Origin of the sequence: Brevibacillus sp. WF146 (genome assembly GCF_001673705.2) — a bacterium.
Lineage (GTDB): Bacteria > Bacillota > Bacilli > Brevibacillales > Brevibacillaceae > Brevibacillus > Brevibacillus thermoruber.
The window spans coordinates 3,505,301-3,527,832 of sequence record NZ_CP109943.1 but is presented as its reverse complement, the minus strand read 5'-3'; the positions used below and the strand labels follow the sequence as shown (position 1 = coordinate 3,527,832).

General features: G+C 61.2%; 21 protein-coding genes. 16 read left to right on the top strand and 5 right to left on the bottom strand.

What is annotated here, in order from left to right:
* Positions 1-4 precede the first annotated feature (4 nt).
* The 5 genes from A6764_RS17455 (at position 5) to A6764_RS17435 (ending at position 6,335) form a co-directional block, all read left to right on the top strand.
* A complete protein-coding gene (locus tag A6764_RS17455; protein ID WP_065068043.1) occupies positions 5-1,537 on the top strand; it encodes a 2-isopropylmalate synthase in 1,533 nt (510 codons plus the stop codon).
* Between the two features lie 108 nt (positions 1,538-1,645).
* Positions 1,646-2,740 (top strand): 3-isopropylmalate dehydrogenase, encoded by a 1,095-nt coding sequence (leuB, locus tag A6764_RS17450; protein WP_035300965.1) that lies wholly within the window; start codon positions 1,646-1,648, stop codon positions 2,738-2,740.
* A 201-nt stretch (positions 2,741-2,941) separates the two neighbouring features.
* Complete coding sequence (locus A6764_RS17445) at positions 2,942-4,336, top strand: sodium:solute symporter family protein (RefSeq protein ID WP_029097646.1); 1,395 nt, start codon at positions 2,942-2,944, stop codon at positions 4,334-4,336.
* A 225-nt stretch (positions 4,337-4,561) separates the two neighbouring features.
* Entirely contained in the window at positions 4,562-5,545 is a 984-nt protein-coding gene (locus tag A6764_RS17440) for a peptidyl-prolyl cis-trans isomerase (protein WP_065068044.1), read from the top strand.
* Positions 5,546-5,603: 58 nt separating this feature from the next.
* Entirely contained in the window at positions 5,604-6,335 is a 732-nt protein-coding gene (locus A6764_RS17435) for an N-acetylmuramoyl-L-alanine amidase family protein (protein WP_065068045.1), read from the top strand.
* A gap of 56 nt (positions 6,336-6,391) precedes the next feature.
* On the opposite strand, the gene A6764_RS17430 is transcribed toward A6764_RS17435, so the two are convergent.
* Both A6764_RS17430 and A6764_RS17425 read right to left on the bottom strand, forming a co-directional pair.
* Entirely contained in the window at positions 6,392-7,738 is a 1,347-nt protein-coding gene (locus A6764_RS17430; protein ID WP_065068046.1) for a TrkH family potassium uptake protein, read from the bottom strand.
* 130 nt (positions 7,739-7,868) lie between these two features.
* Positions 7,869-9,311, bottom strand: coding sequence for an aminotransferase-like domain-containing protein (locus tag A6764_RS17425; RefSeq protein ID WP_264622302.1), 1,443 nt, complete (start codon positions 9,309-9,311; stop codon positions 7,869-7,871).
* 223 nt (positions 9,312-9,534) lie between these two features.
* Here A6764_RS17425 and A6764_RS17420 point away from each other — a divergent pair, with 223 nt between their 5' ends.
* The 4 genes from A6764_RS17420 to A6764_RS17405 all read left to right on the top strand — a co-directional run bounded on the left by A6764_RS17420 (position 9,535) and on the right by A6764_RS17405 (position 13,162).
* A complete protein-coding gene (locus tag A6764_RS17420) occupies positions 9,535-10,041 on the top strand; it encodes a MogA/MoaB family molybdenum cofactor biosynthesis protein (protein WP_044898419.1) in 507 nt (168 codons plus the stop codon).
* A gap of 106 nt (positions 10,042-10,147) precedes the next feature.
* A complete protein-coding gene (locus A6764_RS17415; protein WP_065068048.1) occupies positions 10,148-11,932 on the top strand; it encodes a B12-binding domain-containing radical SAM protein in 1,785 nt (594 codons plus the stop codon).
* 245 nt (positions 11,933-12,177) lie between these two features.
* Positions 12,178-12,795 (top strand): DedA family protein, encoded by a 618-nt coding sequence (locus A6764_RS17410; RefSeq protein WP_029097639.1) that lies wholly within the window; start codon positions 12,178-12,180, stop codon positions 12,793-12,795.
* A 4-nt stretch (positions 12,796-12,799) separates the two neighbouring features.
* Positions 12,800-13,162, top strand: coding sequence for a DUF1294 domain-containing protein (locus A6764_RS17405; RefSeq protein WP_065068049.1), 363 nt, complete (start codon positions 12,800-12,802; stop codon positions 13,160-13,162).
* 171 nt (positions 13,163-13,333) lie between these two features.
* On the opposite strand, the gene sspI is transcribed toward A6764_RS17405, so the two are convergent.
* A complete protein-coding gene (gene sspI, locus A6764_RS17400; protein ID WP_029097637.1) occupies positions 13,334-13,570 on the bottom strand; it encodes a small acid-soluble spore protein SspI in 237 nt (78 codons plus the stop codon).
* 202 nt (positions 13,571-13,772) lie between these two features.
* On the opposite strand from sspI, the gene A6764_RS17395 reads away from it, so the two are divergent.
* Together A6764_RS17395 and A6764_RS17390 are read left to right on the top strand one after the other, a co-directional pair.
* On the top strand, positions 13,773-14,426 hold the full coding sequence (locus A6764_RS17395; protein ID WP_029097636.1) for a potassium channel family protein: 654 nt from the start codon (positions 13,773-13,775) through the stop codon (positions 14,424-14,426).
* 3 nt (positions 14,427-14,429) lie between these two features.
* On the top strand, positions 14,430-15,248 hold the full coding sequence (locus tag A6764_RS17390) for a TrmH family RNA methyltransferase (RefSeq protein ID WP_029097635.1): 819 nt from the start codon (positions 14,430-14,432) through the stop codon (positions 15,246-15,248).
* Here the strand turns inward: A6764_RS17390 and A6764_RS17385 are convergent.
* Positions 15,245-15,973 (bottom strand): DUF2225 domain-containing protein, encoded by a 729-nt coding sequence (locus A6764_RS17385; protein WP_065068051.1) that lies wholly within the window; start codon positions 15,971-15,973, stop codon positions 15,245-15,247. The genes A6764_RS17390 and A6764_RS17385 overlap by 4 nt on opposite strands.
* A gap of 477 nt (positions 15,974-16,450) precedes the next feature.
* On the opposite strand from A6764_RS17385, the gene pheS reads away from it, so the two are divergent.
* From pheS to larB, 5 genes are all read left to right on the top strand, one after another.
* The gene (gene pheS, locus A6764_RS17380) at positions 16,451-17,485 is read left to right on the top strand and encodes a phenylalanine--tRNA ligase subunit alpha (protein ID WP_065068052.1); all 1,035 of its coding nucleotides are present in this window, start codon (positions 16,451-16,453) and stop codon (positions 17,483-17,485) included.
* 20 nt (positions 17,486-17,505) lie between these two features.
* Positions 17,506-19,929: a phenylalanine--tRNA ligase subunit beta gene (gene pheT, locus A6764_RS17375; protein ID WP_264622301.1), complete on the top strand. Its 2,424-nt coding sequence runs from the start codon at positions 17,506-17,508 to the stop codon at positions 19,927-19,929.
* 91 nt (positions 19,930-20,020) lie between these two features.
* Entirely contained in the window at positions 20,021-20,290 is a 270-nt protein-coding gene (gene zapA / locus A6764_RS17370) for a cell division protein ZapA (protein WP_035300478.1), read from the top strand.
* 88 nt (positions 20,291-20,378) lie between these two features.
* Positions 20,379-21,254 carry an ATP-dependent sacrificial sulfur transferase LarE gene (larE, locus tag A6764_RS17365; protein WP_065068054.1) on the top strand — a complete coding sequence of 292 codons (876 nt, stop codon included), beginning with the start codon at positions 20,379-20,381 and terminating at the stop codon, positions 21,252-21,254.
* Positions 21,247-22,008, top strand: coding sequence for a nickel pincer cofactor biosynthesis protein LarB (gene larB, locus A6764_RS17360; RefSeq protein ID WP_264622300.1), 762 nt, complete (start codon positions 21,247-21,249; stop codon positions 22,006-22,008). Before larE ends, larB begins: the two co-directional genes overlap by 8 nt.
* Positions 22,009-22,059: 51 nt before the next feature.
* Here the strand turns inward: larB and A6764_RS17355 are convergent, their stop codons facing one another.
* A complete protein-coding gene (locus A6764_RS17355) occupies positions 22,060-22,434 on the bottom strand; it encodes a phage holin family protein (protein WP_029097628.1) in 375 nt (124 codons plus the stop codon).
* Positions 22,435-22,532 lie beyond the last annotated feature (98 nt).

Below are 22,532 nucleotides of genomic sequence, written 5' to 3'. Positions count from 1 at the left end.
GTTCATGCGGACCATTGAGATTTTTGATACGACATTGCGCGACGGGGAGCAGTCTCCGGGCGTCAACATCAGCACGAACGAAAAGGTGGAGATCGCGCTTCAACTGGAGAAGCTGGGCGTAACGAGAATCGAGGCGGGCTTTGCCGCTGCCTCCCCGGGCGATCAAAAGTCCGTGGCCGAAGTGGCAAAGCGGGTGAAGCATTCCACCATCGTCAGCCTCGCCCGTGCCGTCAAGGACGACATGGATAAGGCGTACGAGGCGCTGCGCCACGCGCAGGACGCCTGCCTCCACGTCTTTATCGCGACCTCGCCGATCCATCGCCAGTACAAACTGCGGATGAGCAAGGAGCAGGTGCTGGCGCGGGCGGTGGAGGCGGTCACCTACGCGAAGAAGTACTTTGCGCAGGTCCAGTTCTCCGCGGAGGACGCGGCCCGCACGGAGATCGACTTTTTGGCGGAAGTGGTGGAAGCGGTCATCAAGGCGGGCGCCACCACCGTCAACATCCCCGACACGGTCGGCTACATGACGCCGTACGAGTACGGCAACATCTTCCGCGAACTGCGCCAGCGCGTCCCCGGCATTGACCGGATCCGCCTGAGCTGTCACTGTCATGACGATCTCGGCATGGCCGTAGCCAACAGCCTGGCGGCGATTGAAGCGGGGGCGACCCAGGTGGAAGGCACGATCAACGGCATCGGCGAGCGGGCGGGCAACGCCGCACTGGAAGAAGTGGCGCTGGCGTTGGAGACCCGCAAGGACTTTTACCAGGCCACGACCAAGCTCAACCTGAAAGAGATTGCCCGCACCAGCCAACTGGTCAGCCGTCTGACCGGGATGATCGTACCGGGCAACAAGGCGGTGGTAGGGGCCAACGCGTTTGCCCACGAGTCCGGCATTCACCAGGACGGCGTCCTGAAAGAGGCGTCCACCTACGAAATCATCCGTCCGGAGACGGTCGGCTTCAAGTCGAACAAACTGGTGCTGGGCAAACACTCCGGCCGCCACGCCTTCAAGGAGAAGCTGGTGGAACTGGGCTACCATCTGGAACAGGACGAAATCGACGCCGCGTTTGCCGCCTTCAAGGAATTGTGCGACAAGAAAAAAGAGGTCAGCGACGACGACATCCTCGCGCTGGTTGACGCCAAGATGGTTCGCGGAACGGAGATGTACCGGCTGGAGTCGGTGCAGCTCTCCTACGGCAACATCTCCCTGCCGACGGCCAGCGTCAGACTGGTGCGGGCCGACGGTACGGTGTGCGAGGAAGCGGCGTGCGGCAACGGCTCCGTCGACTCGATCTACAAGGCGATCGACCGGGCGACAGGCGAAGAGGTCACCCTGACGGACTACAAGATCCTCTCCGTCACGCACGGCAAGGACGCGCTCGGGGAAGTATTCGTCCGCCTGCAGCAGGGCGACCTAACCGTCACCGGCCGCGGTGTCAGCACCGACGTGCTGGAGGCGAGCGCCATCGCGTATGTGCGGGCCGTCAACAAGATCCTGGAGCGCAAAGAGATGCTGACGGTGGCCGCCAACTGACGGGGGCGGCAGGATAGGATGGAAGAGAAACCAAACAGGTTCGGAAAAAAGGATGTACAGAAGCACTATATAATAGAAACAACTATACACGGAAAAGCGGGATGAACGATGAAGAAAACCTATCGCATCGCCGTTCTGCCCGGGGATGGAATCGGACCGGAGATCATGGAAGAAGCGGTCAAGGTCCTCTCCCTGGTAGCGGAACGGGAAGGAGTTACGTTTGAATTCAAGCACGGCCGGATCGGCGGAATCGCCATCGACACGGACGGCACGCCGCTGCCGGAAGAGACATTGACGATCGCCAAGGAGGCGGACGCGGTGATGCTCGGCGCCGTGGGCGGTCCCAAGTGGGATCAGAATCCCGGCCATCTCCGTCCGGAGGCGGGGCTGCTCGGCATCCGCAAGGCGTTGGGGCTGTTCGCCAACATCCGGCCGGCGACGATGCATCCTTCGCTGGTGGAGGCCTCCTCGCTGAAACCGGAAGTGGTCTCCGGTGTCGATCTGATCGTCGTCCGGGAGCTGACCGGCGGCATTTACTTCGGCGAGAAAAAGCGCTATGACGGGCCGAACGGCGAAGTGGCGGAAGACCAGTGCATCTACCACGAAGCGGAGATCGAGCGCATCGTGCGTGTGGCCTTTGACATTGCCCGCAAGCGGCAGAAGCGCCTCGTCTCGGTCGACAAGGCCAACGTCCTGGAAAGCTCCCGCCTGTGGCGCAAGGTGACCGAACGCGTGGCGGCCGACTACCCCGATGTGGAGCTGTCCCACATGCTGGTGGACGCGTGCGCGATGCAGCTCGTTCGCGCGCCCAAGCAGTTTGACGTGATCGTCACGGAAAACATGTTCGGTGACATCCTGAGCGACCAGGCCGCGATGCTGACCGGCTCGATCGGCATGCTGGCGTCGGCCAGCCTGGCGGAAGGCAGCTTCGGGCTGTACGAACCGGTTCACGGTTCGGCGCCGGACATCGCCGGCCAGGGCATAGCCAATCCGCTGGCGACGATTCTCTCCGCGGCGATGATGCTGCGCCTCTCGTTCGGGATGGACGCGGCGGCGGACGCGGTGGAGCGGGCGGTCTGGTCGGTGCTGGAGGCGGGACATCGCACCGGCGACATCGCCGCCGACCGCAGCCGGGCGATCGGCACGGCAGAGATGGGCCGCCTGGTCCGCGAAGCGCTCCAAAGCCAAGCCATTTCCCGATAAGAACACAGAACCCAAAAAAGACCCTGTTTCTCCGTCCGACGGATTGGACGGAGGGCAGGGTCTTTCCTTACCACGATTGGCGGTTTGTTCTGTCCTCAGGCCGGACGGTTTCCGCTTGTCACTGTACCCGTTCTCGTCATATACTACAATCATTCATAGAATGAGTCGCAATTTCGTGACTTGTGCAAAAGAGGTGGCATCGTGTCTTCGCTTGGCTTTCTTCTCAGTTTTGTCGCCATTCTGGCGTGTACGATCGCTGCCGGCCTGATCGCCAAACGATCCGTTCGCCGCAGCAGCGACTTCAGCAACGCCGGCGGTTCCCTGTCGGCGGGGATGGTGGCCGGGGCGCTCGTCGGCGGATTTGTCGGCGGCACGTCGATTGTCGGCACGGGCGAGCTTGCTTTCCGGCACGGACTGGCCGCCGTGTGGTTTACGCTGGGGGGCGGGGTGGCGGTCATCCTGCTCGGATTGTGTGCCGGCCGCTTTCTCCGGCTGCAGGTGGAAACGCTGCCCGAACTGATCGGCACCCAGTATGGCGGACGGGCCCAGCTTGGGGCCAGCCTGTTTCTCTCGCTGGGGATGTTTATCCAGGTGATCGCGCAGTTGTTGGCCGCCCTGCCGTTTGTCTCCGTCTTCTGGAAGGCTCCGCTGCCGCTGCTGGCGCTGATTCCCGCCGCGCTGATCTTCGCCTACGTGCTGGCCGGGGGATTTATGGGGGCGAGTATCGTCGGCACGCTGAAAACGGTTATGCTGATCCTCCTCCTGCTGGGAACGGGTGCCTGGCTGTGGGGGCAGTTGGGCGGAGAGACGATCGTCCGCTGGTGGCAGCAGGGGCGCCTTTCCCTGGTGGTTCCCGAGGCCGGGCTGGGATGGGTGCAGGGAGCGTCGATGATCGTGGGGATTTTTTCCACGCAGGCCTATCTGCAGCCCATCTTTGCGAGCCGCAGTGAACGAGAGGCGCGCAGCGGTTCTGTCGCGGCCGGTCTGGTCATCATCCTCATCGGCCTGGTCAGCGCCTGGATCGGCCTGTACATGCACGACACCCACCCCGAGCTGGCGCCGCGCGAGGCCGTTCCGATGTTTTTCCTGACCCATGCGCCGTCCTGGCTGGCGGGTGCCGCTTATGCTGTTATTCTCCTGTCCGTCGTGATGACCGGGGCGGCGCTTGCGCTGAGCATCGCCACGATCCTCAACCGGGACGTGATCCAGCGCTACACCGCCCGGTTCCGTTCGGAGGAGAGCAGGCTGCGCCTGTCCCGGGCGCTGATCCTGGGCGTCATCGCGGTCGCCTACGCGCTGGTCTGCCTGGACGAAAACGCGCTGATCTTGCACTGGGCGTTTTTGGCCATGACGCTCCGAGGCGTGACGATCTTCTTTCCGGTGCTGTTCTACCTCTTTCACATTTCGCCGGTGGAGCGGCGTTGGGCGGTCCTGGCGGTCTGGGGAGCGCCGCTGCTCGCGCTCGCCTGGGCGTGGTGGCTGTTGCCCGCCACCGGCATCGATCCGCTGTACGTGAGCGGTCTGTGGAGCGCGGCCGCGCTGCTGGCCGGCCGCATGACTGCGCGAAAAACCCCGTCTCTTCGGCCGATGGGCTGAGGAGGAGGGCCACACCCGTTACAGGAACATGCAGCCTCTTCACGAGAAGAAGGCTGCATGTTCTGCTTTCGGAGGTGCGTCACCCTTTTCCACCCCAAAAAGAGAAAGAAAATAAACAATATTCTAAAATATGTATTCCTAAAATTGGAAGCTTCTGTTACTATGGAATTAGGTATATTTTTACTGATTGCTTAATTTTATCCATGTCAGGGTGCAGGTGATCGGATGAAACCGCGCAAGAAATGGCTTCCTCTGTACGCGGCATTCCTGTCGCTGACAGCGATGCTGATCTACGCGATGGCGGTGTACCAGCCTCTTCTCTTCATTGCCGGCGATCAAATCTTCCGCAAAGACGATTGGGAAAGGATCAAACCCCTCTATTTTCAAGGGAGGCCGCACACGCCGGAAGAGGAGGAAAGGCTGCTGGAACAGCGCAGTTTGGAAGAATTGGTTCTCTACAAGGGGAGACAAATGGGCGTCCAGATTGACCAGCGTTTCATCGACGAACACATGAAGCAGTTGGGGAGCACGAAAGAGGAGCGCGAACAAGCACTGCGGCAGATGAACATGACGGAAGCGGACAGCGTCACGAACATTCGGCGGGCTCTGATCGGGTTTGAAGTGAAGCGGAGGGTAACCGGGGAGATCACGGTGACCGAGGAAGAAGTGAACAGCTACTACCGGGACCACCTCGAGTCGTTTCACATTCCCGAACTGCGCACCATCTATTACGTCCGGGCTGGACAAGATGACAAGCCGTGGATAGACAAGCTGAAAACCATCACCACAGAACGTTTTCCCTCCCTATTAAAAGATTCCGGCAGCGACCTGGAGGGACGGGCCGGATTCTATGAATGGGTTTCGCAATCCGAGCTGTCCGCGAATGTCGGTGAAGCTGCTGCTGATGCCGTGTTTCGCTCGCCCGTGAAGCAGGTCGTCGGTCCGGTCGTCTACGAACAGTGGACGTATTGGTTTTTGCCGGTTGAGACGATGCCGGCCAAGACGCAAAGCCTTGCGGAAGTGAGGGGGAAGATCTACCGGGCCCTCTATCTGGAGAAAGAATCGGCGGTGTACGGGAAATGGCTGGAGGAGCAGAAAAGGGCAAATCCGTACCGGTTATTTCCGGAAAATTTGAAAAAGAATCGGTTTTGGGCGTTCTGGAGCGATCTGCCTGTACGGCTGCAGCTGTTTTTCCAACCGCATGCGTAGTCTATCCGAGACGAAAAGTCGTTTCGTATAGAAAAAACCAGTAAAGGAGAGATTGGGTATGAAATGGTCAAAACTGCTGGTCTCCACACTCGTTGTGAGCAGTTTGGCGGCTGCCGCTCCCGTGTTTGCCGAAAGGGAAATCGCCGACGAACCCGCGTGGGACAGCGAGCCCGCCCCGCACAACTACGACCCGCAAAAGCGGGAGGAAGCGGACAAGCGCGTCTTTGACAAGGAATCATTCCAACTGGCCGCCAATCCTGTCATCGTCATCGACCCCGGGCATGGCGGGGACGACCCGGGCGCGGTGGGCAACGGGTTGAAAGAGAAGGACTTGACGCTGGACATCGGTCTTCGGGCCAAGAACTACATTGTGGCCAATTATCCGGCCACGGTGTACATGACGAGAAGCTCCGACACAACCGTTTCCCTGTCCAGCCGGACGTCATTTGCCAACGCCCAGAATGCCGACTTCTTCGTCTCCATGCACATCAATGCCGCGACAGACGCTTCGGCCAACGGAGTCGAAACGTACGCGTACCCCGGATCGGTAAACGGCAAGCGATTGGCTACGGAAACGTACAACCAATTGAAAAGTTCCTTTGCCAATCCCAGAGGGGTGAAAGAATATGCGTACTACGTGCTGACCTATACCAACATGCCGGCGACACTGGGCGAGACCGGTTTCATCTCCAACGCATCCGACGCGTCCAAACTGGCGCAGAGCTCGTTCCGCCAAACGCTTGCCACCCAATACGCCAGCGGGATGCACCGTTACTGGTGGGGCTTCTAGAAAAAAGCAGGGCACCGTACCACTTCGCTGGTTGGACGGTGCCTTTCTTGCTGCGTTTACCCGATCATGATCTTGCCTTTCGGATAGCGGTAGTATTCCTTTTGTTTCCGCTGGGCCAGGGCAAAGGCGATGGTCAGCGGCCCCACCCGTCCGGCAAACATGGTCAGCACGATCAGGATTTTGCCGATGGGTGACAGCATCGGCGTCAATCCCATCGACAGTCCCGTGGTGGCAAAAGCGGACGTCACCTCAAAGAGAATCATCTGAAACTCCGCCCCCGCTTCGGTGATGGAGAGGGCCATGGTTACGGCCATCACGACGAACAGCCCGCTGATGGTGACCGTCAGCGATTTGTAAATCATGTGCGGCAAAATGCGCTGGCGGTAGAAGATGACATCCTCTTTCCCCCTGATCTGCGCGATTACGGCCCCGATCAGGGTGGCAAACGTGGTCGTCTTGATCCCGCCGCCCGTCGACCCGGGAGATGCCCCGATGAACATCAGCACGATGATGAGAAACAGCGACGACTGCCGCATGTCGCCGATGTTCAGCGTATTGGAGCCGGCCGTGCGAGGCGTGATCGACTGGTACAGCGAGGCCAGCACCTTGCCCAGCGGGGAGAGCGGCTGCAGGGTTTTCGGGTTGGTGTACTCCAGCAGGAAAATCAGCACGGCCCCGACCACAATCAGCGCGGCGGTCGTGGACAGCACCACTTTCGTGTGCAGCGACAGCCGATGGGTGCGGCGGTACTCGTACACTTCGCTGACGACGATAAATCCGATCCCCCCCAATACGATCAGCGAACAGACGACCAGGTTTACGACCGGATCTTCCACGTAGCGGGTGAGGCTGGAGAAGTCGCCCATCAGGTCAAAACCCGCGTTGTTGAAGTTGGAGATGGCGTGAAAGATTCCGAAATAAAAGGCTTTGCCGAGCGGCATGTCAAACGAGAACCGGAGGCCCAGGATCAGACCGCCGATGGCTTCGGTCAAGGCGGAAAAGATGATGATCATTTTGGCCAGCCGGACGATGCCTTCAATCGAGACCAGATTGAGCGACTCCTGCAGCAGCAGACGTTCGCGCAGCGAAATCCGCTTGCGAATCAGCAGGGCAAAAAAGGTGGCAACCGTCATGAAGCCGAGCCCGCCGACCTGGATCAGGGCGAGGATGACGAGCTGGCCGAACAGCGTAAAGGTCGTGCCGGTGTCCACCACCACCAGCCCGGTTACGCAGGTGGCCGACGTGGCTGTGAACAGCGCGTCCAGCCAGGGAAGCCCCTGTCCGTTGACGGTGGCGGCGGGCAGCGTCAGCAGCGTGGTGCCCAGGAGAATGATCAGGGCAAAGCCAAGCACCAGCGTCTTGGGAGGGTCAAGGTGCAGTTTTTCCATGAAGTTCTGAATCATGCGCAATCATTCCTCAATTTTGTCCGATTTTGGCGGGCCGCACAGGAGATTCTTTCCGTACTAGTATGGCGTCAGATGCTGCAAGTATAATGGAGACCGCTGGAAAAGAAAACAGGAATTTTCGCACCGATCAGCGGAGCATCGCTGCTCCCAGCCGGTGCAGCCAGTGTTTCAGTTCCCGCTCATCCAGCGGAGAAAGCGGAAACCGAACGGCGGGGCGGCGGACGATGCCGACCGGTTCGTCCGGCAGGCGAAAGGCTTGGCCCGGCATCAGCTCCAGTCCTTCCTCGCGCAGCAGGGAGACGATTCGCGCCTCCTGGCTGGCGGCGAGCGGACTGGCCGTCCCCCATTCGATCCAGGTGTTCAGCCCGCCGCTGATCGGCAGGATGCGGGCATGCTTGGGCAGCGCCTGCCGCTGTTCCTGCAGGAGACACTGCCAGCGGGATGAAAACAAGGCCCGCCGTTCCGGCAGATACACCTCGGCAAACCACGGATCGGCCAGCAGCCGGGCGGCCGCCTCCAGCACCACCAGGGGAGGCTCGGCGCCCATGAGGGTAACGAACTGGCGAAGCCGCTCCCGCTCTTCGCCGGCCGTGACCCAGGGAAGAGCGAGCACGCCCAACTGCACGTCGGGAGCCAGGGTCTTGGAAAAGGAATGGAGGTAGTAGACCGGAACCGGACTGCCCGCCTCCGCCGCCATCCGGTACAGCGTCCGGCCGGGGCGGCGAAACCAGAGGTCGCCGTGATGATCGTTTTCCAGCAGGCGGACGCCGTGCCGTTCCGCCCATTCCAGCAAATACCGCTTCCGTCGCGGCGAGTAGCTGATGCCGGTCGGAAAGTGGTGGTGCGGGTTGACCATCAGCCAGTCGGCCGGCCGTTCCCGCTGCGCCGCTTCCAGCGCCTCGGGACAGATTCCTTCGTCGTCCAGCCGGATCGCCCGGACCTCGATGCCGCTGTGCCGCAGCATGGCCATAAACACGGGATAGCTGTACGATTCGACGTACACGACGTCTGTCCGTTTCATCACCTGCTGGACCAGAAAAGAAAAGCCGCTGACGCTGCGGTTGAACAGCAGCAGCCGTTCCGGTACGTGCGGGATGCCGCGCCGGGCCAAATGGCCGGCGAACACCTCCGCCGCTTGCGAGCGGCGCGCTTTTTTTTCGTCGGGCCGATCCAGCAGCACGCCCACGCTCTCGTAGAACGCGACGCGCAGCCGCCGCATCAGCTCCGCTCCCGGCTGGGGCGTCGAGTCGATCAGCGAAGCGAGCGGAATGTCGGTCAGCGGCAGTCGTGTGCAGTCCCGCGCCTGTCTCGCCTTCGCCGTCAAGAAGTACCCTTTGCCGTGCACCGCCTCCAGCCATCCGTCCGCCACGAGGTGATCGTACGCTTTTTTGACCGTTTCCAGCGAACAGCCGCTGACCGCTTTCATTTCCCGAAGCGAGATCAACTGCTCCCCGCCGACGAGAAAAGCGCCCCGCAGGAGAGCCGTCCGCAGTTGTTCGGCCAACTGGACGTAGAGCGGTGTGTTCGACCGCTTGTGAAAGTGAAACGCAAAAAAAGGACGATTCGCCATCGTTCTCGTGCTCCCTTGTCCGTTTCGTCCGTCTCTCGATTTCCTCATTATAGCGGATGCGGCCGGGGAACGGGTATAGGGTCTCCCGCTCCTGACTGGATAGGCTTCCCGGTACATGGTATCATGGCTTCAGACGAGACCGGGCCGTTCCGGTCAAGCGGCGACCGTTCTGTTCCCAACCGGGAGAACAACAGCCTGCCAAGACAGGAGAGGGAGAGTGGCGATGAGCACACAGGAACATAAAGCGGAAGCCCCCAAACGGGTGGGCTGCATGGTGATCACCGTTTCCGACACGCGCACCGAGGAGACGGACAAAAGCGGAAAGCTGATGAAGGAGCTCTTGGAGGAGGCCGGCCATGCCGCGATCTTGTACCGGATCGTCAAGGACGAGCCGGCGGAGGTGGAGGCGGCGATCGAAGCCGGGATCGCCCATCCGGAGGTGCAGGTGATCCTCTTGAACGGCGGCACCGGCATCTCTCCGCGCGACAACACGTTTGAGGCCGTCTCCAGGCTGCTGGAAAAGGAAATGCCCGGGTTTGGCGAACTGTTTCGCATGCTCAGCTTCACCGAGGACATCGGTTCGGCGGCGATATTGAGCCGGGCCATTGCCGGCACCCGAAAGGGAAAGGCGATTTTTTCCACGCCCGGCTCCACCGGCGCGGTGCGGCTGGCGATGACCCGGCTGATCGTGCCCGAGCTGGGGCACGTCGTCCGGGAACTGAACAAGTAGGCGGGAGGGGCCGCCGGGGCCCAGGATCTTCATTTGCCGCTGCCGGCGGCTTGTGTTACGGTTACGGATAGAAGAAGCACGTATTTCAAGGAGAGTCGACAGACACATGAAGATTTTACTGTCTACGCTGAACGCCAAGTACATTCACTCCTCCCTGGCGCTGCGTTACTTGCGAAGCTACGCCCAGCCGTCGTTTCCCGACATCGAGCTGGTCGAATACACCATCAACGACGTGACGCTCAACATCGTCGCCGACATCTACAAGCGGCAGCCCGACGTTGCCGCCTTTTCCTGTTACATCTGGAACATCCGCGAGACGATCGACGTGATCCGCAACCTGAAAAAGGTGCGGCCCGACCTGCCGGTGGTGCTGGGCGGGCCGGAGGTGACCTACGACGCCGACGAGTGGTTGAAAAAGCATCCGGAGTTTGACGTGATCGTCATCGGTGAGGGAGAACAGACGTTTTTGGAACTGCTGCAGGTCTACGCCGAATCCCGCCGGACCGGGGAGCCGCCCCGCCTGCGGGACGTGGCCGGGATTGCCTACCGCGAAGGGGAGCACGTGCGCTTTACCGCCCCCCGGGCGCAGATCGAAAACCTGGACTCGATCCCGTCGCCGTACGCGGACAACCTGGACGAACTGAACAACCGCGTCGTCTACTTTGAAGCGTCCCGCGGCTGTCCGTTCAAATGCCAGTACTGCCTGTCGTCGATTGAAGACGGCGTGCGCTATTTCGGTCTGGAGCGGGTGAAGGCTGACCTGCTGCGGCTGATCCGGCACGGCGTCAAGACGATCAAGTTCGTCGACCGCACGTTTAACATCAACAAAAAGTACGCGCTGGAAATCTTTCAGTTTTTGATCGACAATCACAACGGCACGATCTTTCAGTTTGAAATCACCGCCGACATCCTGCGCGCCGACGTGCTCGACTTTTTGACCGAAAACGCGCCGCCGGGCATTTTCCGCTTTGAAATCGGCGTCCAGTCCACCAACGACGAGACCAACCGGCTGGTCCAGCGGATTCAGCGCTTCGACCGTCTGGCCCACACCGTCACCCGGATCAAGCAGTCGGGCAAAATCGCCCAGCACCTGGATCTGATCGCCGGTCTGCCGGAGGAGGATTACCAGTCGTTCCGCAAGACCTTCAACGATGTCTTTGCGCTGCGCCCCGAGGAACTGCAGCTCGGCTTTTTGAAAATGCTGCGCGGCACCGGCGTCCGCGCGCGGGCGGCCAACCACGGCTACATTTTCATGGACGAGGCGCCGTACGAGATTCTCGGCAACAACGTCCTGTCGTTTGCCGACATCCAGCGGATCAAGCGGGTGGAGGACGTGCTGGAAAAATACTGGAACGCCCACCGCATGGATACCACGCTGGAATGGCTGGTGACCCGCTGCTTTGAGACGCCGTTTGATTTCTTCCAGGCGTTTGGCGATTTTTGGGAAGAGCAGGGCTGGAGCCGGATCGGCCACCAGTTGGAAGACCTGTTTGTGCGGCTGCGCCGCTTCCTGGAGACGCGGGAGGTGGAGCGGCTCGACCACGTGATCAGCCTGATGAAGTTTGACTACCTGCGCAAGCAGAAGCACCGTCCGCGCAAGCTGTGGTGGGACGACGTGCTGGACAAACGGGAGATGCAGGCAGCCTTTGAGGCGGTGCACGAGCGGCTGGAGGATCTCCGCCCAGACTTTTCCCGGCGTGCGGCGCAGCAAAAGGACTTCTTCAAGCACACGCTGTCGGCCGGCGTCAGCTTTGACATTGAGACGTGGATCAAGTCGGGTGAACTGGTGGAAGGCGACTTCGTGCTGGTGGTGTATTTTCCGTACGAAGACGGACGGGAGAACGACTTTGTCGTGGTCAGACGGGCGGCCGCTGTGAGCGGATTGGCGTAAGCGGGCAAAAACGGGGCAGAATACAAAAAGTTGGCGAAAAAACAACAGGATTGCGGTAGTGCTTCAGCATATAAACTGCTAGAATAAGGAAAGCTCATCCGCGGCAGCCTGCGGACGGGATGGCGGTGCGCGCGTAACTTTTTTCGCGCCAATCCGTATTCAAAAAAGGTTGCGTGAATGGAAACGTTGCCGGCAATGGCCAGACAAGAAAGCCGCCGAGTGGCGAGGATAGGGGATTTTGCGTCATGGAAATCAACATGCTGATGTCGATCATCGAGCAATACGGATATGCGGCCATCTTCTTTTTGCTCTGGCTGGGCATTGTCGGTTTGCCGATCCCCGACGAGCTGGTCGTGGCTACCGGCGGGTTTCTGGCGTCCATGGCGCTGCTGGACCCTGTCTATGGGTTTCTTGCCGGCTACCTGGGCGTGGCGTCCGGATTGACGATTGGGTTCCTGCTGGGGAAGTTTTTCGGCCGGCCGATCCTGCAGTGGCTGTCAAAGAGCGAGAAGATGAGGCATACGGTGGAGCGCTCCACCGCTCTCGTGGAAAAGTACGGGACGTTTGCCCTCTGCTTCAGCTATCTGTTTCCCGTCGTTCGCCACGTGGTTCCCTACATCGTCGCCATGGGCGGGATGACCTATCGCCGCTATGCGTTCCTGTCCTATCCGATCGGGCTGTTGTGGACGACCGTTTTTTATCTGATTGGCTACGTGTTCGGGAAAAACGTGGATGTTGTCGTGGCGATGATCCGCTCCTACGGGTTCTGCGCCCTGTTCGTCGTGATCGCGCTGCTCGTCGCGGGGTGGGCCGTTCGCCGCTTTTTTCTAGCTGGCCGCTCCTTTCGGGCAAAAGGGGAATAAACGCATGCATCATCAATGGTTGAAAGCGCACAGGCAGCGCCGCAACGGGGTATGGGCGGCGGGCTGGCTGCTCGTTCTGTGCGGCTGGTGGCTGACGCGTCTGCCGCTTGCCGCAGCGGGGCTGCTGGTGCTGAACGTGTACGCCGCGGGCCTGATGGCCGCGGACAAGCGCTCCGCGCGGCGGGGCGGACCGCGCGTCCCGGAAGCGAGCCTGCTGCTGACCGCGTTGTTGGGCGGCGGAGCGGGCGCGCTGTTGGGCATGCTGGCGTGGCGCCACAAGACCCGGCATGCCTTGTTCATGACGGTGGTGCCGCTCTGCTGCGCATTTCAGATCGTTCTGATTGTTTTCTGGCTGTTCAACCGATAGGCAACAGGGTTGTCGAAGCCGCTCCTGCCAAACAGGGGCGGCTTTTTTGCATGCCAACACGTGGACTGCAGCATCAAGCTGCGCCGACTCGGCATAGACATGCAGGAGATCGCAAACAGAGGGAGAGACGGCAGCGTCTCTCCCTCTGGCCCGGCACCGGTCCAGACGGCCCTACACCGGCGGGTTTGCCTGTTTCGGCAGATGGTCGGCGATTGTTTGCACCATGCTCTGCCGGGCCGCTTGATCGCTGTTTTGCCACAGCACTTCAAACAGCACGCCCAGACCGGGCAGGGTTTTTTCCTGGCCGCTTGCGATCGCGTCGGTGATCGTTTCCTGCACGTCGTTGGCATCGGAGCCCTGCATTTTGTACATGATCGCTTGGCGCAGATTGAGTGCGGCAATGTTCATGGCGGACATACACCCCTCTTGTCGTGATGGCTGCGCCTATAGTATTCGTCCCGCATCGGCCGCTCATACCCGTTTTGTAGCCGATGGAAGCGTTGTGGTATAATGCTTGGTATTGAAAACGACGCTGCGGGTGCCCCGGATGGGGGCTGCCCGGACAGGACGTTTGCGGTCGAGTGGCCACAACATAAGGAGTGGAAGAAGCATGTCAAAGCAGTTTGCCGTCATCGGGATGGGCCGGTTTGGTTCCAGCGTGGCCCGGACCCTGTATGAGATGGATTATGAAGTGATGGGAATCGACGAAAACGAGGAGCGCATCAACGAGAACATCCAGTACGTCACCCACGCCGTCGCCGCCGATTCGACCGACGAGCGGGCGCTGAAGGAAATCGGCATCCGCAACTTCGACGTGGTCGTCGTCGCCATCGGGGCCGATATTCAGGCCAGCATTTTGACCGTGCTGATCCTCAAGGAACTGGGCGTGAAAAAGATTGTCGCCAAAGCGCAGAACGAGCGGCACGGGCAGGTGCTGTACAAAGTGGGAGCGGACCGGGTGGTGTTCCCCGAACGGGACATGGGAGTGCGCGTCGCACACAATCTGATTTCCGCCAACGTGCTTGACTTTATCGAGCTGGCGGAGGATTACAGCGTGGCCGAAGTGGTGGTCTCGTCCAGGATGGTGGGCAAGACGCTGCGCCAACTGGACATCCGCGCCCGCTACGAAGTGAACGTCATCGCCATCAAGAGCGGCGAGAAGTTCAACATCGCCCCCAGTCCGGACGAGGTGATCCAGTACGGAGACGTGCTTGTCGTCATCGGCAACAACAAACATCTGAAAGCGTTCGAGGAGCAGGCGTAAACGATGCGGCACGACGTGATTCAATCGGTGCACAACCCCCTGGTAAAGCGGCTGTACCACCTGCTGGAGCGAAAAGGGCGGGACGAGCAGGGGCGCTTTCTCGTCGAAGGGGCCCATCTGGTGGAGGAGGCCCTGAACAGCGGCGCGGAGGTGATCACCGTCCTGTACGACAGCAGCCGGGAGATGGACCCGGCCTGCCGGCGGGCGATTAACAAGCGCGCAGGGGAGGTCCAGGTGATTCCCGCTTCCGCGGCCGTATTGGCCAAGCTGTCGGAGACGAAGACGCCGCAGGGAATCGTCGCCGAGGTGAAAAAGACGGGGCACGACTGGCATGCATGGCTGCAGGCGGCGGCAAACCGCGATTACCTGCTGCTGATGCTGGACGAGATTCAGGACCCGGGCAACCTCGGCACCATGCTGCGCACGGCGGAAGCGGCCGGCGTCGACGCGGTGATTCTCGGCAAAGGCAGCGTCGATCTGTACAACGGCAAAGTGGTGCGGGCCACGATGGGGGCGCTGTACCGTCTGCCCGTCTTTTCCCGGCTGCTGCCGGAGGCCGCCGCCGAATTGAAGCGGCAGGGCGCGCAGGTTCTCGTCTCCTCCCTGCAAGAAAACAGCCTCGCGTACGACGAGGCTGACTACGCCGGCAAAACGGCAATCGTGATCGGCAACGAGGGGCGGGGCGTCTCCCGCGCCATGAGCGAAGCGGCCGACCGGTTTGTGCACATTCCGCTGTACGGCCGGGCGGAATCGCTCAATGCGGCGGTCGCCGCCGGCATCCTCGTCTACGAGGCGCAGCGCAGACGGCGCAGGCAGAGTTAGTCGACCGCCGTCGGCTGCTCGCGCTTCTGCTGCTGCCGCTTGTGTTCGTCGCGGGCCTGGGCCCATTGATCCTGGGCCATCTGCAGCATCCCGGTTTCGATGGTCCGGCCGCGAAATCCCAGGACTTTGGAAAAATAGTGGATCGCCTTGTCGTACTTCCCGACGCGGCGCATCAGCTCGCCGATCAGGTAGAGCAGGCGCACTTCCGACATGTCCTTGTCGCCCAGGGCGTAGTCGGAGTGGATGTACGACTGCTCGTATTCGTCCACGGCTTGCTGCAAGCAGCGCTGCTCCTCCGCATCGCCCTCAAAGCGGTACAGCCAGGCCAGCCGCAGATACAGCCCGGCCTTGACGGAATGCGCCTGGCCGGTCAGCTCGGCGGCGTAAATGGCCAGCTTGTAGGCGGCGATCGCTTCGGCGGGGCTGCGCTCGGCGCCAAGGTCTTTGCGGGTCCACTTGGCGGCGATCCGTTCCGCCACCAGCTTCTTGTGGGCGGGGGAGAGACGGGGAGCGAACTGGTCGGTAAAGGCGAAGCCGCACTGCGGGCAGACCGCGACCGTGTAGCGAATCGGGTTGAGCGACTGTTCCTTGTAGTAGGTGCAAAAATCGCTGTCCCGCTTGAGCATGGCCAGCGCGCCGCTGCGCACCCGCTTGGTGGTAAAGGCGGTGCCGCAGTGAAGGCAGGAGCATTTCTTGTCGTACAGGGCGGATGCGTGGTCCATCATCGACATATCCCCTTGTAAAACCTGGCAGAAACGCATGCAGGATTTGCATCATTGAAAGTTCGCCAGGGTTGCGCTATAATTTTCCTACATGTGTGTATTATAACGGAAAGCGATGACAGAGAGTAGTACGCAGGCCCCATGCGTTTGCAGGGAGGAGATGCCGCAGACTGAAAGCATCCCAACGCCATGTCTGCCGAATTCACTCTGGAGCCGCACTCTGAACCGCTCGATCCGAGCCCAGTAGGAGCAGCCGGGACATTCCCGTTATCATGGCCAAAGTGAGGCGGAAGTCTGGTTTCCCCAGGCATCGTTTGGGAAAGTAGCCTTCTGCTTAACAAGGGTGGTACCGCGAGTAACAGCTCGTCCCTTTTCGGGGCGGGTTTTTCTTTTTTCGGGGCCCTCCCGGCTTAAGCGGCAGCCGCAGCCGGACGGGGCCGCAGGAAGGTTGCAAATCTTGAGCAAAAGGAGCGATACAACGTGCAAACGCGGTTACAGGAGATGAAACAGGCGGCGCTGGCCCAGATCGGCCAGGCCGCGGACGCGGGCCAACTGCAGGACCTGCGCGTCAAATATCTGGGGAAAAAAGGAGAGCTGACCGAGCTTCTGCGCGGAATGGGCAGCCTTTCTCCGGAAGAGAGGCCTGTCGTCGGCCAGCTCGTCAACGAGGTGCGCGCGGCGCTGGAAGCGGCGTTTGCCGACAAGCAGGCCGCACTGGAACAAGCAGCGCTGGCGGCCAAACTGGCGTCGCAAACGCTGGACGTGACGCTGCCCGGCCGTCCGGTTCCGACCGGGACGATGCACCCGCTTTCCCGCATTATCGAAGAGATCGAGGACATTTTCATCGGACTGGGCTTTGAAATTGCCGAAGGGCCCGAGGTGGAGACGGATCACTTCAACTTCGAGATGCTCAACCTGCCCAAGGATCATCCCGCGCGCGACATGCAGGATTCGTTCTATCTGACGGAGGACATTTTGCTGCGCACCCAGACTTCTCCGGTACAGGCGCGCACCATGCTGAAAAAAGCCGGCAAGACGCCGGTGAAAATCATTTCCCCGGGCAAGGTGTACCGGCGCGACGACGACGACGCCACCCACTCCCACCAGTTTACGCAGATCGAAGGGCTGGTCGTCGACAAAGGCATCGGCATGAGCGACTTGAAAGGGATTCTGCTCACCTTTGCCCGCCAGATGTTCGGGGCCAACCAGCAGATCCGCCTGCGCCCCAGCTTCTTCCCGTTCACCGAGCCGAGCGCGGAGGTGGACCTGCAGTGCTTCAGCTGCGGCGGAGACGGCTGCCGCGTCTGCAAGCAGACGGGCTGGATCGAAATCCTTGGCTCCGGCATGGTGCACCCGCGCGTCCTGGAGATGGCCGGCTACGATCCGCAGGAAGTGAGCGGCTTTGCCTTCGGGATGGGCGTGGAGCGCATCGCCATGCTGAAGTACGGGGTAGAGGACATTCGCCACTTTTACACCAATGACGTGCGCTTCCTGCGGCAGTTCAACCGAGGCTAGAAAGGAGAGTCGTATCAGAGATGAAGGTATCGTACAAATGGTTGTCGGAATACGTGGATTTAAGCGATATCACCCCGTACGAGCTGGCGGAAAAGCTGACCAGAAGCGGGATTGAAGTGGAAACCGTGGAGCCGCGCAACGCCGGCGTCTCCAACGTGGTGGTCGGGTACGTCAAGGAGCGCAGCAAGCACCCGGACGCCGACCGCCTGAGCGTCTGCATCGTGGATGCGGGGCAGGGCGAGGACCTGCAGATCGTCTGCGGCGCGCCCAACGTGGCGCAGGGTCAGAAAGTGCCGGTGGCCCTGATCGGGGCGAAGCTGCCGGGCGGCCTGCACATCAAGAAGTCCAAGCTGCGCGGCGTGGAGTCGCAGGGCATGATCTGCTCGGCCAAGGAGCTGGGCCTCAATGACAAGCTGCTGGCCAAAGACCAGCAGGAAGGGATTCTGGTCCTGCCCGAGGACGCCGAAGTGGGCATGGATGCCGTCTCCTACCTGGGGCTGGACGACTACGTACTGGAGCTGGGCCTGACCCCCAACCGTTCCGACTGCCTCAGCATGATCGGCGTCGCTTACGAAGTGGCGGCGATCCTCGGCCGGGACGTGATGCTGCCGGAGATCGCCGTCACGGAAAACGGAGGCGACAACCCGGTGAGCGTGCGCATCGAAGCGGAGGATCACTGCTACCGCTACGTGGGACGCCACTTTACCGGTGCGAAAATCACCAGTTCACCGCAGTGGATGAAAAACCGCCTGATGGCGGCGGGGATTCGGCCGATCAACAACGTCGTGGACGTGACCAACTACGTGATGCTGGAATACGGCCAACCGCTGCATGCGTTTGACGCGACCAAGGTCAAAGACCGCTCCATCGTCGTACGCCTGGCGCAGGACGGGGAAAAGCTGGTCACGCTGGACGATCAGGAGCGCACGCTGGACAGCCAGACCCTGTTGATCGCCGACGAGGAAAAAGGGCTGGCCATCGCCGGCGTGATGGGCGGCGCCAACTCGGAGATCACCGACGAGACGACGGAAATCATTTTGGAAGCGGCCTGGTTCACGCCGCAGACGGTTCGCCGCACGGCTCGGACCCTGGGCATGCGCACGGAAGGATGCGTCCGCTGGGAAAAAGGTGTCGACCAGGCGCGCGTCCAGGAAGCGGGCGAGCGGGCGGCGGCGCTGATCCAGCAGTTGTCCGGCGCGGCCGTGTCCAAGGGGGTGGCTTCGGCCGTCGTCCGCGAAGCGAAGCCGGCCGTCGTGACGATTACGCTGGAAAAAATCAACCAGCATCTGGGCACGTCGCTGACCGCGGCGGACGTCTCCGCGATTTTCGACCGCCTGCGCTTTTCGTATGAGCAGAACGGCAGCACCTGGACGGTCACCGTGCCGACCCGCCGCGGCGACATTACCCTGCCGGAGGATCTGGTGGAGGAAGTGGCCCGACTGTACGGCTACGACAACATTCCGACCAGCCTGCCGAGCGGCCAGACCACGCAGGGGCAGCTTACCCGCGACCAGCGGCTGCGCCGGACGATCCGCCACCATCTGATCGGCGCGGGACTGCACGAGGCGATTACCTACTCCCTGGTTCACGCGGAGCGGGTAGGGGACGTAGCCGGTCTGCACCGCATCGACGCCAAGCCGATTTCGCTGGCCATGCCGATGAGCGAGGAGCACAGCGTGCTGCGCACCAGCCTGATCCCCGGTCTCCTGCAGACGATCGCCTACAACAAAAACCGGCAAAACCACGATGTGGCGGTGTTCGAATTGGGCAGCGTCTTTCTGACCACGGAGGAAAAGCTGACGCAGCTCCCCGAGGAACGCCTCTACGTGGCGGCGGCCTTGACCGGGCAGTGGCTGCCGCAGAATTGGATGGGCGCAAACCAGCCGGTCGACTTTTACCTCGTCAAGGGACTGGCCGACTCGCTCCTGACCCGGTTGGGAATTGTCGGCGCGACCTACAAGCCGGTTTCCGACCTGGCCGGCATGCACCCCGGCCGCACGGCGGAGGTATGGGTCGGCGAACGGCGTCTCGGCTATCTCGGACAGATTCACCCGGCGATGGAAAGAGCCTACGACGTGTCGGAAACGTACGTGTTCCAGTTCGACCTGGCGGAGCTGGCGGAAGCGGCGGAGGATGCGGGCTACTACAAGCCGCTGCCGAAGTTCCCGGCGGTGACCCGCGACCTCGCGCTGGTGGTGGACCGGGACGTGCCGGCGGCCGCTCTCGAAGCGGCGATTCGCCAGGCGGCAGGGGAGCTCTTGGAATCGCTCACGCTGTTTGACGTCTACACCGGGGAGCGCATCGCCGCCGACAAGAAGAGCGTCGCCTTCTCGCTCGTCTTCCGCCATCCGGAGCGGACGCTGCAGGACGACGAGATCCAGCAGGTGACCGCCGCCGTCGTGGACGCGCTGAAAGCGCAGACCGGCGCGGAACTGCGCATGTAAGGAGACCTTGACGGATTCTGTCATTTTCAGTAACCTAAAAAAGATACAGGAGTACAAAAGTCGCAGAGTAGTGTTGAAGGAGGAAGCCTTCGTGCAAGGTGATGGGAAAAATCGGTTGACGGTTGATATATTTGGCCAGCAATACCGGCTGAGCGGCAAGGCAAGCGTAAACCACATCCGCATGGTGGCCGGTTTCGTCGATGACAAGATGAATGAAATCGCCAAGGGCAACCATCGCCTGGACACGGCCAAAATCGCCGTGCTGACCGCGGTCAACATTGCGGACGAGTACTTCCGCCTGCGACAGGAGTACGAGGCACTGTTGAAGATCCTGCATGACGACGCAAACGACAAAGCATAGACGAATCACATAAAAAGAGGGGCAGCATATGCCTCTCTTTTCCCATTGTCGGTAAAAAGCTTGTCAAAAAGAGGGGCGTGGGCAAAAGATGGGTCAGGAGATGGACAAGGAAGCGCTGCGGGAGGCGGCCCGCCGGCTGTCTCTCGCGGAAAAAGAGGAAAAACTGCGCAGGCTGCTGCGTGACATGGGGCGCGTGCTGATCGCGTTTTCCGGCGGCGTCGACAGCACCTTTTTGCTGGCGTGCGCCGTCCAGGAACTGGGCGATGAGGCGATCGCCGTGACCGCGGCGTCAGAGACGTTCCCGACGCGGGAGTTTGAAGCAGCCAAGCAGTTGGCCAAACGTCTGGGCGCCCGGTTTGTGACCACCGAGATCCGCGAAATGGAAAACCCGCAGTTCGTCGCCAATCCGGTCAACCGCTGTTTTTACTGCAAGGACGGATTGTATGAACATCTCGGCCGGATGGCGGAAGAAAATCAATGGAATGCCGTCATCTGCGACGGGGCCAACATGGATGACCTGGGCGACTATCGTCCCGGACGGGTGGCCGCCGTCCAGCGCGGTGTCCGCAGTCCGCTGCAGGAAGCCGGCTTTTTCAAGGCTGAGATTCGCGAGCTGTCCCGGGCCATGGGACTGCCCACCTGGAACAAGCCGTCGTTTGCCTGCCTGTCGTCGCGCATCCCGTACGGCTCGCCGATCACCCTAGAAAAAATCGACCAGATTGACAGAGCGGAGGGGTATCTGATGAGCCTCGGCTTCCATCAGGTGCGCGTGCGCCATCACGATGCGATCGCCCGCATCGAGGTAGACCCGGCCGACTTTCCGCGCCTGCTGGAACTCCGCGACGACGTCTCCCGCACGCTGCGCGAGATCGGCTTTCAGTACGTCACCTTGGATTTGTCCGGCTATCAGACGGGCAGCATGAACGCCGTTCTGGGCACGGATGTGAAAGCGGCGCATGGTTGAGGTAACCGCGATTTTGCGTGAGGTGCAGGCAGGGAGAATGAGCGTGGAGGAGGCGGAAGAGCTGCTGCGGGGCACGAGCCGTCTGGAGTACGCCACGCTCGATCTGGACCGGATGCGGCGAACCGGTTTTCCCGAAGTGGTGTACGCGGCCGGCAAAACAGCGGAACAGGTGGTCGGGATTTTCGGCAGGCTGCGGGAGCATCAGGAGATCGTGCTCGCCACGCGGGTGACGGCAGAGCAGGCGGAGGCCGTGCTGGCCCGCTGGCCCGACGTGCAGTACGTGAGAGAAGCGGGACTGTTGATCGGCACCAGCCGCCCGCTCACGCCCGTGCGGGACGGATACGTGGCGGTGGTAGCCGCCGGCACGTCCGACTGGCCGGTCGCCCAGGAGGCAGCCTGGACGGTGCGCTGTTTCGGCAGCGAAGCGAGAGTGATCGCCGATGTGGGCGTGGCCGGCATTCACCGGCTGTTCCAGCGCTTGGAGGAGATCAGGGAGGCGGCGGTGATCATCTGCATCGCCGGCATGGAAGGGGCGCTTGCCAGCGTTCTCGCCGGACTGGTTGACAAGCCGGTCATCGCCGTTCCCACCAGCGTCGGGTACGGTGCCCACTTCAACGGCCTGGCCTCGCTGCTGTCGATGCTCAACTCCTGTGCCAACGGCGTGGCCGTGGTCAACATCGACAACGGATTCGGCGCCGGCTACCTGGCCGGCATGATTCACCGGCAGATCGCCGCTGCCCGGCAGCAGCCGTAACAAAAAGAGCCAACCCCCTGTCGGGTTGGCTCTTCGCTCACGGGCCTGGATTCAGGTTTCCTGTTTGTTGCCGGCGTCGCCGTTGCGCAGGTCCATGTGCGTCTTGACCGGGATGAACAGGTCGATGATCCCGATGACCAGCGCGGCGAGCAGCGCACCCAGAATGGTGACCCGGAATCCGGAGACGATAAACTGGGTCAGCCAGATCACCACGGCGCTCACCAGAAAACCGACGATGCCGCGATTGTACGGGGAAATCCGGTCGCCGAACATCAATTCGACAAGCCAACCGATAACGGCAATGACCACTGCGGCCATAAGTGCGGGCCAAAAACCGTTTACAGAGAAGCCGGGAACGAGAAACCCGACGAACATCAGCACGACTGCAGCGACCACGAAACGGATGACATGGCGCAAGATCGTCATGAAGAACCCTCCTTTGGAGTTTGTCTCACTACTCATTCTGGCTGTTTTTCCGACAAATTATGCCGCACCGGATGTGTAAATTTATGCTTGCGGCGGAC

What these genes read in the sequence shown, in the direction of transcription:
- A6764_RS17415 (WP_065068048.1), top strand. Translation starts at nt 10,148, where the DNA reads ATGAAGATTTTACTGTCTACGCTGAACGCCAAGTACATTCACTCCTCC.
- A6764_RS17430 (WP_065068046.1), bottom strand. Translation starts at nt 7,738, where the DNA reads ATGATTCAGAACTTCATGGAAAAACTGCACCTTGACCCTCCCAAGACG.
- A6764_RS17405 (WP_065068049.1), top strand. Translation starts at nt 12,800, where the DNA reads ATGCATCATCAATGGTTGAAAGCGCACAGGCAGCGCCGCAACGGGGTA.
- A6764_RS17440 (WP_065068044.1), top strand. Translation starts at nt 4,562, where the DNA reads ATGAAACCGCGCAAGAAATGGCTTCCTCTGTACGCGGCATTCCTGTCG.
- A6764_RS17410 (WP_029097639.1), top strand. Translation starts at nt 12,178, where the DNA reads ATGGAAATCAACATGCTGATGTCGATCATCGAGCAATACGGATATGCG.
- A6764_RS17420 (WP_044898419.1), top strand. Translation starts at nt 9,535, where the DNA reads ATGAGCACACAGGAACATAAAGCGGAAGCCCCCAAACGGGTGGGCTGC.
- A6764_RS17390 (WP_029097635.1), top strand. Translation starts at nt 14,430, where the DNA reads ATGCGGCACGACGTGATTCAATCGGTGCACAACCCCCTGGTAAAGCGG.
- A6764_RS17355 (WP_029097628.1), bottom strand. Translation starts at nt 22,434, where the DNA reads ATGACGATCTTGCGCCATGTCATCCGTTTCGTGGTCGCTGCAGTCGTG.
- larE (WP_065068054.1), top strand. Translation starts at nt 20,379, where the DNA reads ATGGGTCAGGAGATGGACAAGGAAGCGCTGCGGGAGGCGGCCCGCCGG.
- A6764_RS17385 (WP_065068051.1), bottom strand. Translation starts at nt 15,973, where the DNA reads ATGATGGACCACGCATCCGCCCTGTACGACAAGAAATGCTCCTGCCTT.
- A6764_RS17395 (WP_029097636.1), top strand. Translation starts at nt 13,773, where the DNA reads ATGTCAAAGCAGTTTGCCGTCATCGGGATGGGCCGGTTTGGTTCCAGC.
- pheT (WP_264622301.1), top strand. Translation starts at nt 17,506, where the DNA reads ATGAAGGTATCGTACAAATGGTTGTCGGAATACGTGGATTTAAGCGAT.
- sspI (WP_029097637.1), bottom strand. Translation starts at nt 13,570, where the DNA reads ATGAACATTGCCGCACTCAATCTGCGCCAAGCGATCATGTACAAAATG.
- larB (WP_264622300.1), top strand. Translation starts at nt 21,247, where the DNA reads ATGGTTGAGGTAACCGCGATTTTGCGTGAGGTGCAGGCAGGGAGAATG.
- A6764_RS17425 (WP_264622302.1), bottom strand. Translation starts at nt 9,311, where the DNA reads ATGGCGAATCGTCCTTTTTTTGCGTTTCACTTTCACAAGCGGTCGAAC.
- A6764_RS17435 (WP_065068045.1), top strand. Translation starts at nt 5,604, where the DNA reads ATGAAATGGTCAAAACTGCTGGTCTCCACACTCGTTGTGAGCAGTTTG.
- A6764_RS17455 (WP_065068043.1), top strand. Translation starts at nt 5, where the DNA reads ATGCGGACCATTGAGATTTTTGATACGACATTGCGCGACGGGGAGCAG.
- leuB (WP_035300965.1), top strand. Translation starts at nt 1,646, where the DNA reads ATGAAGAAAACCTATCGCATCGCCGTTCTGCCCGGGGATGGAATCGGA.